This is a genomic window from Erwinia sp. B116, assembly GCF_002865965.1.
Lineage (GTDB): Bacteria > Pseudomonadota > Gammaproteobacteria > Enterobacterales > Enterobacteriaceae > Erwinia.
In genome coordinates this window covers 79,548-88,033 of record NZ_JRZZ01000015.1, presented here as the reverse complement: position 1 = coordinate 88,033, position 8,486 = coordinate 79,548, and the positions used below count along the sequence as shown (strand labels likewise).

8 protein-coding genes are annotated in these 8,486 nt (G+C 63.3%); 4 read left to right on the top strand and 4 right to left on the bottom strand.

Annotated features, from left to right (window positions below):
• Nucleotides 1–212: 212 nt before the first annotated feature.
• Complete coding sequence (gene dld / locus NV64_RS12530; protein WP_101506042.1) at nt 213–1,961, bottom strand: D-lactate dehydrogenase; 1,749 nt, start codon at nt 1,959–1,961, stop codon at nt 213–215.
• A 183-nt stretch (nt 1,962–2,144) separates the two neighbouring features.
• Here dld and bglX point away from each other — a divergent pair, with 183 nt between their 5' ends.
• From bglX to idi, 4 genes are all read left to right on the top strand, one after another.
• On the top strand, nt 2,145–4,442 hold the full coding sequence (gene bglX, locus NV64_RS12525; protein ID WP_101506041.1) for a beta-glucosidase BglX: 2,298 nt from the start codon (nt 2,145–2,147) through the stop codon (nt 4,440–4,442).
• Between the two features lie 23 nt (nt 4,443–4,465).
• Nucleotides 4,466–5,332, top strand: coding sequence for an oxygenase MpaB family protein (locus NV64_RS12520; RefSeq protein ID WP_101506040.1), 867 nt, complete (start codon nt 4,466–4,468; stop codon nt 5,330–5,332).
• A 97-nt stretch (nt 5,333–5,429) separates the two neighbouring features.
• On the top strand, nt 5,430–6,539 hold the full coding sequence (locus NV64_RS12515) for a suppressor of fused domain protein (RefSeq protein ID WP_101506039.1): 1,110 nt from the start codon (nt 5,430–5,432) through the stop codon (nt 6,537–6,539).
• Between the two features lie 113 nt (nt 6,540–6,652).
• Nucleotides 6,653–7,186: an isopentenyl-diphosphate Delta-isomerase gene (gene idi / locus NV64_RS12510; protein ID WP_101506038.1), complete on the top strand. Its 534-nt coding sequence runs from the start codon at nt 6,653–6,655 to the stop codon at nt 7,184–7,186.
• Nucleotides 7,187–7,287: 101 nt separating this feature from the next.
• Here idi and NV64_RS12505 read toward each other — a convergent pair whose 3' ends face one another.
• From NV64_RS12505 to NV64_RS12495, 3 genes are all read right to left on the bottom strand, one after another.
• Complete coding sequence (locus tag NV64_RS12505; RefSeq protein ID WP_072166379.1) at nt 7,288–7,392, bottom strand: protein YohO; 105 nt, start codon at nt 7,390–7,392, stop codon at nt 7,288–7,290.
• A 74-nt stretch (nt 7,393–7,466) separates the two neighbouring features.
• Nucleotides 7,467–8,000 carry a DUF3833 domain-containing protein gene (locus tag NV64_RS12500; RefSeq protein WP_056237053.1) on the bottom strand — a complete coding sequence of 178 codons (534 nt, stop codon included), beginning with the start codon at nt 7,998–8,000 and terminating at the stop codon, nt 7,467–7,469.
• Nucleotides 8,000–8,486: chalcone isomerase family protein (locus NV64_RS12495; RefSeq protein ID WP_369878880.1), on the bottom strand; the 487-nt coding region annotated here is incomplete at its 5' end. The genes NV64_RS12495 and NV64_RS12500, both read right to left, overlap by 1 nt.

Below are 8,486 nucleotides of genomic sequence, written 5' to 3'. Positions count from 1 at the left end.
CGGCGTCACCCACTCACCGCCGGTGGCGGCCTGCACTTCCTCCGCCGTCCAGATCCGATCCTTATCTGCAAACAGGTGTTGCGTTGCTGGGGAAACACGCTTTTCTGCCTCTGCCGCCATAGTTCCTCCGCCACCCGGGTGGCCGATCCTGAGTCCGTGATAGTGTTGACTATTAACGCAAACCGCTGAAAAAACAATTCACCGCGCGGTTTTCAGCGCGGCGACGCGTCCGGCGCCGCCGCTTTCCCGCAGCCGCAGCCGCCCCAGTGCTTCTCGCGGGTGGTTTTGCCAATCCCCGGGTTAAAGCTGTTGGTGGGGTCAAGCCGCTGGTAAAACGCCTGCAGCTGCGGCTGGGCTTTGTACAGGTGGCCGACGTTGTGCTCGGCCGGGTACTCCGCGCCGCGTTCGTGCAGCAGCGCCAGCATTTTTTCCTTCAGCGCGTGCACGTCCGCCCCTTTTTTGACGATGTAGTCCTGGTGGAACACGTGACAGAAGAAGTGCCCGTAGTAGAGCCTGTGGCTGATAAATTCGTCAAATTCAGCGGGCAGGGTTTCAAACCAGTCGCGATCGTTGCGGCGCAGCGCGATATCCAGCGCCAGAATATCCTCCACCTCCTCATGATGGACAGCGTGGTAGCGCACCGCCGCCCCGGCCGCCGCGAAGCGGTGCAGGAAGGCGTGGGCACCTTCTTTGCCTTCGCACTCGAAGAAATCGCCCTCTGCGTCGCGGAAAAAGTCCTGCAGGTACGCGCGGGCTTCGGCCACGCCGTCGCCGGACATTTTCAGCATCAGGTGGTGCGGGAAGCGGTCACGGTACGCCTTCATCCGTTTCGGCAGATGGGCGGGCAGCAGGGCGGTCAGCTTCTGCAGCAGGCGATCGCTGAGGTGCGGCTTCACCCCTCTAAACTTTGCCAGCAGCGCGTCGGCGCGGCCTTTCAGCGCGAAGAACAGCGGCATTCTGTCGGTGCCGAGTTTGTCGATCATCACGAAGGTGTCTTTGCCATAGCGCTCGGCGATATCAAAAATATCGCGGTGCATATACTCCCCGGCCACCGGCAGATGGCTGAAGTTCGCCAGTATATGGCGGCGGATCTGGTCGAGCACTGCGGTATCTGAGGTACCGATATAGAACACCTGCTGGTTGGGTTCGCTGACGAAGGTGTCCAGCCGCACCGCAAACAGCGCCAGCTTGCCGGCGCAGCCGGAGGCCTCATACAGGCGGCGGGCGTCGGCGTTAAAGCGCGACGGGGTGTCGGCTTCCACGTCGCGCACCCGTTCGGCGTAGTCGGGGTCGGAGGCGTGGCGCGGGTCCTGCCGCACGTCAGACGGCTGCCAGGTGTCGTCGTCCAGCCGGGTAAGGATCTGCTCGGGGCTGCTGCCGAGATCGATACCGAGGTGATTGACCAGCTGTAGCTTGCCTGCGGCGTTAATCTGCGCGTAGAGCGCCAGTTCGGTATAGGCCGGGCCATGCCTGATCAGCGAGCCGCCGGAGTTATTACAGACGCCGCCGAGCACCGAGGCACCGATGCAGGAGGAGCCGATCACCGAGTGCGGTTCGCGCCCCAGCGGCTTCAGCGCCTTCTCCAGCTGATAGAGGGTGCTGCCGGGAAACGCCAGCACCTGTTTGCCCTCGTCCAGCAGGCGGATTTTGTCCATGCGCAGGGTGCTGATAATCACGATCTCGCGCGGATAGTCGCTGCCGTTCGGCGTCGAACCTTCGGTCAGGCCGGTATTGGCCGCCTGCATCAGGATAATCACGTCGGCGGCCACGCAGGCCTGCAGCACGCGCCACTGCTCCAGCAGCGAGCCGGGGAACACCACCGCCAGCGCGTCGCCCTCTCCCGAGCGGAAGCCTTTGCGGTAGCGCTCGGTCTGCGCCGGTTCGCTCAGCAGATGGGGGCGGCCGACGATGCGGCTCAGTTCAGCAATCAGGGCTTTTCCTGCAGGAGAGGGAGTGTGCATCGGCGGTCCTTTTCAATGGTGGCTCCGCTGGCCGGGCGCTCGGCGCCGTCAGGGAAAGGGGTTTCATACAACATTCATAGTGCGCCAACTAGCTGCTATCCTCAAGGTATGACACACTGAATCAACTTGTTACCCCTGGGACAACAACAGTTAACCCTTCTGGTCACCTGAGAGAATCATCTGATGAAATGGATTTATGCGGCCAGCTTTGCTGCCACCCTCGTTCTGCAGCCTGCACGGGCTGAAACCGCCGCCGTGGCGCAGCCGCTGACCCCGGAAGCCCGCGACGCTTACGTCACCGGCCTGCTGAAGAAAATGACCCTTGATGAGAAGATCGGCCAGCTGCGCCTGATCAGCGTCGGGCCGGAGACGCCGAAAGAGGCCATTCGCGAGATGATCCAGCACGGCCAGGTGGGGGCAATTTTCAATACCGTGACCCGGCACGATATTCGTCAGATGCAGGATCAGGTGATGGAACTCAGCCGCCTGAAGATCCCGCTGTTTTTTGCCTATGACGTGATCCACGGTCAGCGCACGCAGTTCCCGATCCCGCTGGCGCTGGCCGCCAGCTGGGACACCGATGCGGTGGCGGAAGTGGGGCGGATCTCCGCGTATGAAGCCGCCGACGACGGCCTGAATATGACCTGGGCACCGATGGTCGACGTGACCCGCGAACCGCGCTGGGGCCGGGGGTCGGAGGGCTTTGGTGAAGACACGTATCTGACCTCTGAGATGGGCCGGGTGCTGGTGAAGGCGATGCAGGGCAACAGCCCGGCGGATCGCTATTCGATCATGACCAGCGTCAAGCACTTCGCCGCCTACGGCGCGGTGGAGGGCGGGCGCGACTACAACACGGTGGATATGAGCCCGCAGCGGCTGTTCCAGGACTACCTGCCGCCGTATAAAGCGGCGCTGGACGCCGGCAGCGGCGGGGTGATGGTCGCGCTGAACTCGCTGAACGGCGTGCCGGCCAGCGCCGACAGCTGGCTGCTGAAGGACGTGCTGCGCGACCAGTGGAGCTTTAAGGGCATCACCATCAGCGATCACGGTGCGATTAAGGAGCTGATTAAACACGGCGTGGCCAGCGACCCGGAAGACGCGGTGCGGGTGGCGATCAAGTCCGGCGTGAATATGAGCATGAGCGACGAGTACTACAGCAAGTACCTGCCGGGGCTGGTGAAGCGCGGAGCGGTCACCGAAGCGGAGATCGACGACGCGGCGCGCCACGTGCTCAACGTCAAATACGATATGGGGCTGTTTAACGACGCTTACAGCCACCTCGGCCCGGCCAAAGATGACCCGGCCGACACCAACGCCGAAAGCCGCCTGCACCGGGCTGAGGCCCGTGACGTGGCGCGCAAAAGCCAGGTGCTGCTGAAGAACCGCCTCGACACGCTGCCGCTGAAAAACAGCGGCACCATCGCGCTGATCGGCCCGCTGGCCGACAGCCAGATCGATATGATGGGCAGCTGGTCGGCGGCCGGGGTGGCGAAACAGTCGGTTACGCTGCTGCAGGGGATGAAAAACGCTACCGCCGGCAAAGCGACCCTGCTGTATGCCAAAGGCGCCAACGTCACCGATAACAAAGGCGTGCAGGATTTCCTTAACCTGTACGAGCAGGCGGTCAGCGTTGACGCCGGCACGCCGCAGCAGCTGCTGGACGAAGCCGTGGAGACGGCGAAAAAAGCCGACGTGGTGGTGCTGGCGGTCGGTGAGGCGCGCGGTATGGCGCACGAAGCGTCCAGCCGCAGCGATCTGACCCTGCCGGAGAGCCAGCATAAGCTGATTTCGGCCGTCAAAGCCACCGGCAAACCGCTGGTGCTGGTGCTGATGAACGGCCGCGCGCTGGCGCTGGTCAGGGAGAGCCAGCAGGCCGACGCGCTGCTGGAGAGCTGGTACAGCGGCACCGAGGGCGGTAACGCCATCGCCGACGTGCTGTTCGGTGACTACAATCCGTCCGGCAAGCTGCCGATGTCCTTCCCGCGTTCGGTCGGCCAGCTGCCGATCTACTACAACCATCTGAACACCGGGCGTCCGTACAACTTCGAGCAGCCGAACAAATACACCTCGCACTACTACGATGAGGCCAACGGCCCGCTTTATCCGTTTGGTTACGGCCTGAGCTACACCACCTTTACCGTTTCCCCGGTGACGCTGTCTGCCACCACGCTGCCGCGTGACGGCAAAATCGACGCTAGCGTGACGGTGACCAACAGCGGCAGGCGCGACGGTGCCACCGTGGTGCAGCTCTATCTGCACGACCAGGTCGCCAGCATCAGCCGTCCGGTGAAAGAGCTGAAGAGCTTCAGACGGATCATGCTGAAGGCCGGCGAGTCGCAGACGGTGACCTTCCCGATCGACGTCAACGCGCTTAAGTTCTGGAATGCCCGCATGCAGCAGGTGGCGGAACCGGGCAAATTTGACGTGATGATCGGGCTGGATTCGGTGCGTACGCAGAATGCAGAGTTCACTTATCAGTAAGGAACCGGGGTAAGGCGACGGAGATGCTGAACTTCAGAGACCGCATTCAGCAGCAGGTGTTTCGCGTTAACGGCCTGTCGCTGAACGAGTTTGACCTGTCGCAGCCGCCGGGCGATCCGGGTCTTTACGGCCCGGACAGCGCGGTCTGGCAGGTGCACGGCGATTTTCCCTCAATGCTGTGCGGCGGTATCGCCGCGCTGCTGTTGCAGATGCAGCACCCGCTGGCGCTGGCCGGCGTGTGGGACCACTCAACCTTCCGCGAAGATATGCTCGGGCGGCTGCGGCGCACCAGCCAGTTTATTGCCGTCACCACCTTTGGTAACCGGGCCGATGCGCAGACGCTGATCGAACGCGTGAAGCGGATCCACCTGCACATCACCGGCACCGACGCCGACGGCGTGCCTTACGCCGCCAGCGATCCGGCGCTGCTGACCTGGGTGCACGTGGCGGAAACCTGCTGCTTCCTCGCCGCCCATCTGCGCTACAGGAATCCCCACCTCAGCCTGGCCGACCAGGATCGCTATTACGCGGAAGCGGCGCTGGTCGCCGTAGCGCTGGGCGCGCGGCAGGTGCCGTCCAGCGTGGCGGAGGTGGCGGCCTACCTGCAGCGGATGCGCCCGCAGCTGCGCTGTGACGCGCGCACCCGCGAGGTGCTGGCGCTGCTGATGAACGCGCCGGCCCCCTCGTGGCAGGCGCGGCCGGCGATGAAGGCGATCCTGCTGGCCGGTACCGAACTGCTGCCTGAGTGGGCGCAGCAGGGGTTTTCGCTGCGTTTCAGCCCGCTGCGGCGGCGGGTGATCCGCGGCCGCATCCGGCTGATTGCCGCACTGCTGCGCTGGGCGGTACGTCGTGGCGCGTACCATAGGGCAATGGCGCGAATGGGGCGCTGAGGCTATTTTGAGACTTTTACCCTTGTTCTGAGCAGGCATAACGCGCGATTCTGCCCTATTCTCCGGGAAGACCCCGTACACTAATCATTGAGGCGTTATGACACAGCCCATCACCCTTGCTGAGGTCAGCAATCAGCAGCAGACGCTGATCGCCATCGTTGAGCAGGATGCGCGGACGGCCTACTTCTACATCTGGCCGGCTGAAGCATTTCGTAGCCAGTTTGCCGTGCGCGGCTGCTGGCTGCGCAACCTGCTGCCGGCCCCGGCGGAGGAAGATCTTGCCGCGATGCAGCAGGGCATTGCGCCGCTGCTCGGCGCCGAATACTGCCGCACCCTGCAGGCGGAGCCGATGCTCGACCCGGCCGCGCTGCAGGTGGTGTGGGAGCCGGGCGACGACGGCGCGGCGCTGTGGTATCAGGGCCAGCTGCTGGCGGTGATCCCTGGCTGGAGCCTGTATCAGCAGGAGCAGGTGAGTTTCTCCGCCGGCTGCATCAGGCCGAACCGCCTGACCGCGCCGCTGGGTTCGGCCTCCACCAATCCTAATTACGCCAGCGCGCAACAGCATCGCCAGTTCTGGCGGGACTGGCAGGACGGCCAGCCGTGGGAGGCATTGCAGCAGGAGATGCTGCAGTGTTACGAGGCGCAGTTTGGCGAATCGTTAAAATATTACGCCATCGATCGCGGCAGCTGGCCACCGATGGCCATCTCTCAGCACTATCATCAGGGCTGCTGGGTGTTTCTGACGCTGGGGATGGGCATCCGGCCGATGCCGTGGGTGGATTACCTCTATCAGGAGCTGGCTCCACAGCACCGGCGCACCGAGCTGGCACTGGCCATTGATGCACAGGTGATGACCGAAGATAACGCGGTGCAGATGGCCAGCGGGCTGGCCAGCATTGCCCATCTGCCGTGGTCGCAGCTGAGCTGGCTGGGGGAGGGGCACACGGTGAGTTCGACGCAGGCACCGGTGGGCTTTGAAGGCTTTATCCTCTCATCGGTTCTCGGGCGTGACGCCGGGCAGTTTACGCTGCCGAAACGCGAAGGGGACAAGGTCAATCTGCTGTGGGCCGCGCCGATTACCCGCCAGGAGCAGACGTTTGCCACCGCGACGGAGAGCGGCGGAGATGAGCTGGTGGCGCGGCTGCTGCAGTACGGCGTCGGGCACGTGTTCCGCGCCCGCCAGCAGGTGGTGGAAACGGAAGAGTAGGGCGGAGCCTCTGGCTGCGGGATCGGCGCATGGCGGTGGCCACCGCACGAATTTATGCGCAGGGATCGGCGTGACTATGCAAGAATAGCGCCGATTAGCCACGAGGAGTTCGCATGTCCGCAATTGAAGTGATCCTGGTCGATCGCCACGATCGCCCAACCGGTAAAATGGAGAAGCTGGAGGCCCATGAGAAGGGGCTGTTGCACCGTGCCATCACCGTCTATGTCTTTAACTCCCGCCATCAGCTGCTGTTGCAGCAGCGCGCCAGCGGCAAGTATCACTGTGGGGGATTGTGGAGTAACTCCACCTGTGGTCACCCGTACCCCGGGGAGCCGACGCAGCACGCGGCGGAGCGCCGTCTGCAGGAAGAGATGGGCCTGACGCTGACGCTGCAACCGGTATTTGAGCTGAGCTACAATCTGCCGTTATCCAACGGCCTGATTGAGCATGAGTACGGGCACGTGTTCTTTGCGCTGAGTGACCAGACACCGCAGGCTAATCCGCTGGAGGCCGACGGCTGGCGCTACGCCTCGCTGCCCGAGCTGGCGACAGAAATTAAACGCTTCCCGCAGCGCTTTACCCCGTGGTTTCTGCACACCTTTGCCCGTATTCCGGCTGAGTTCAGCCGTTTTCTCGCTGGCCGCTAGCCACGCGTGCTCAATCCGATCCTGCGATCGGCGCCGAGGTGTTCACTTCCTGCGGTAGGCGGGGGGCGGTTACGTCGGCCGCAGCCGACGACGGCGGACGATCAGGAGTAGAGGATCAGCGTATAGCCGGTCAGCATCACGCCACCAATCCCACCGAGTGCCATCAGCACAAACATCGTTACCACGCCAATTTTTTGCCAGTTCATTATGTAACCTGTTGAGTCCGGGGAGGGCGAATTATACCCCCTTCACCGGACAGAATTAAGCCGTAACGGCGATTTTATTGCGCCGTGCCGGCTGGTTTAGCAAAAAACAGCGTTACCCGCGCCACTTCCACGCCGAATTTTTTCATCGAAGTGACGTTCATCAGATGGCGGGCGTCCTGCTGGTAGATCCAGTCGTCGAAGTTCAGCTGGTAGCTGCTGCCGTCGGTTTTCACCGTCATGGCGTAGCGCCAGTTGAAGGCGTTGCCGCTGGCCCGTCCGCTGGCTACGCCGATAATATCGCCGGCGGTGCCGCGGTAGCTGCCGTCTGCCAGCCGGTGGATCTGCCAGACGCGGGTCTGCTTCTCACCGTCGTCATAGACGAAACGTTCATCCAGCGTCAGCGTGTCGCCGAGCACTTTGCCCTGAATGGTCACCTCGAAGCGGCGTATCTGCTTGCCGCGCCAGTCCTGCACCATACCCCAGGCGCGGGACTCACCGTTAAACCAGGCAAAAATATCGATTTTTGGCTCGGCGGCCTGATAGGACTCCAGCGCGGTGCCGCAGCCGGACAGCAGCAGGCACAGGGTTAACAACAGCGATCGCCACATTATTGATCTCCGGTAAGTTGCTGACGCAGGTCAGGGTACTGGGTTTTTTCTGACAGCCAGATAGCGAGGAAAGCGTCGCGGAACGCCGCGTCGAAGCGCGGCTCCAGCGGTTCGATCGGCGTGCGGGTGCCGGCCGGCTGCCAGAAGAACTGTCCGCCGCGCTCGTCCGCCTGGAACGCCAGCCGATCGCCGTTGCTGACGTCCGGCCACAGCGTGCTCAGCTGCTGCAGCCAGCGCTGGCGCTGCGGGGCGCTGCCAATCTGCTGCGCCTGCCACTGCTCCTGGGTTGCCTCCAGCAGCGACTGACGGGTGATATCGCGACGGTAGGTGATCACCAGCGCCAGCGGCCAGCGCTGCGGCTGCCAGCGTCCGTCGGGCGTCAGCAGCTGCGAGTCGTACAGAGTAAACGGCCCCCAGCTCAGCGTGGCCCGCCCGACGTTATGCCAGCGCAGCCAGTCGCTGGCCAGCAGCGGCGGTGTACAGAAC